This window comes from Verminephrobacter aporrectodeae subsp. tuberculatae At4 (genome assembly GCF_000193225.1).
Lineage (GTDB): Bacteria > Pseudomonadota > Gammaproteobacteria > Burkholderiales > Burkholderiaceae_C > Acidovorax > Acidovorax aporrectodeae.
This window is the reverse complement of record NZ_AFAL01000185.1, coordinates 1-617: the sequence shown is the minus strand read 5'-3', so window position 1 is coordinate 617 and position 617 is coordinate 1. Positions and strand designations below refer to the sequence as shown.

Genomic DNA, 617 nt, shown 5'->3' with positions numbered 1-617 from the left:
CCGGCCTGTCCCGAATTGGTCCCGATGAGGCCTATGGTGCTGCCCTTCTGACCGAGAAGGCTTTGCCACTGGATGCCGAACTGGGCCAGCTTGTTCGTCGAGACTTCCACGATCAGGCTTTCCACGAGAACCTGCGCCCGGCGTCCGTCGAGCTTGTCGATCACTGCGCGCAGCTGGCGGTATACCGGCTCGGGCGCCGTGATGACGAGCGAGTTGGTGCTCGGGTCGGCCTGGATCTGGCCGCCCGTGGACGGCTGGTTGCTGTCCGCGCTGCTTGCGGCCATGTTGTTCGCGCTGCTGTTGCCGCTCAGGCCCGTGGTCGGGGGCGTGGCGAGCGCAGGGCCGCTCGCAGCGGGGCTGCTCGCGCTGCCGCCGCTGCCACCCATGGCGGCCAGGGCTGCGCGCAGCGTGGTGGCGAGTTTCGTGGCCTCGGCGTTCCTCAGATACACCACGTGGATGTTGCCCTGCGCCGCGCCGCTGCCGGGCGTGGGGGGTTGGTCGAGCCGCTCCACGAGCGAGCGCACCTGGGCCGCGCGCGCCGGGTTCGCGGCGCGCAGGATCAGCGCATTGCTGCGCGGCTCGGCGAGCAGCGTGGTTTTGAACGCCGTGTCGCTCTG

At 70.2% G+C, this 617-nt stretch carries 1 protein-coding gene; it reads right to left on the bottom strand.

Annotated elements, in window-relative coordinates:
- Positions 1–617: secretin N-terminal domain-containing protein (locus VTU_RS25865; RefSeq protein ID WP_010101821.1), on the bottom strand; the 617-nt coding region annotated here is incomplete at both ends.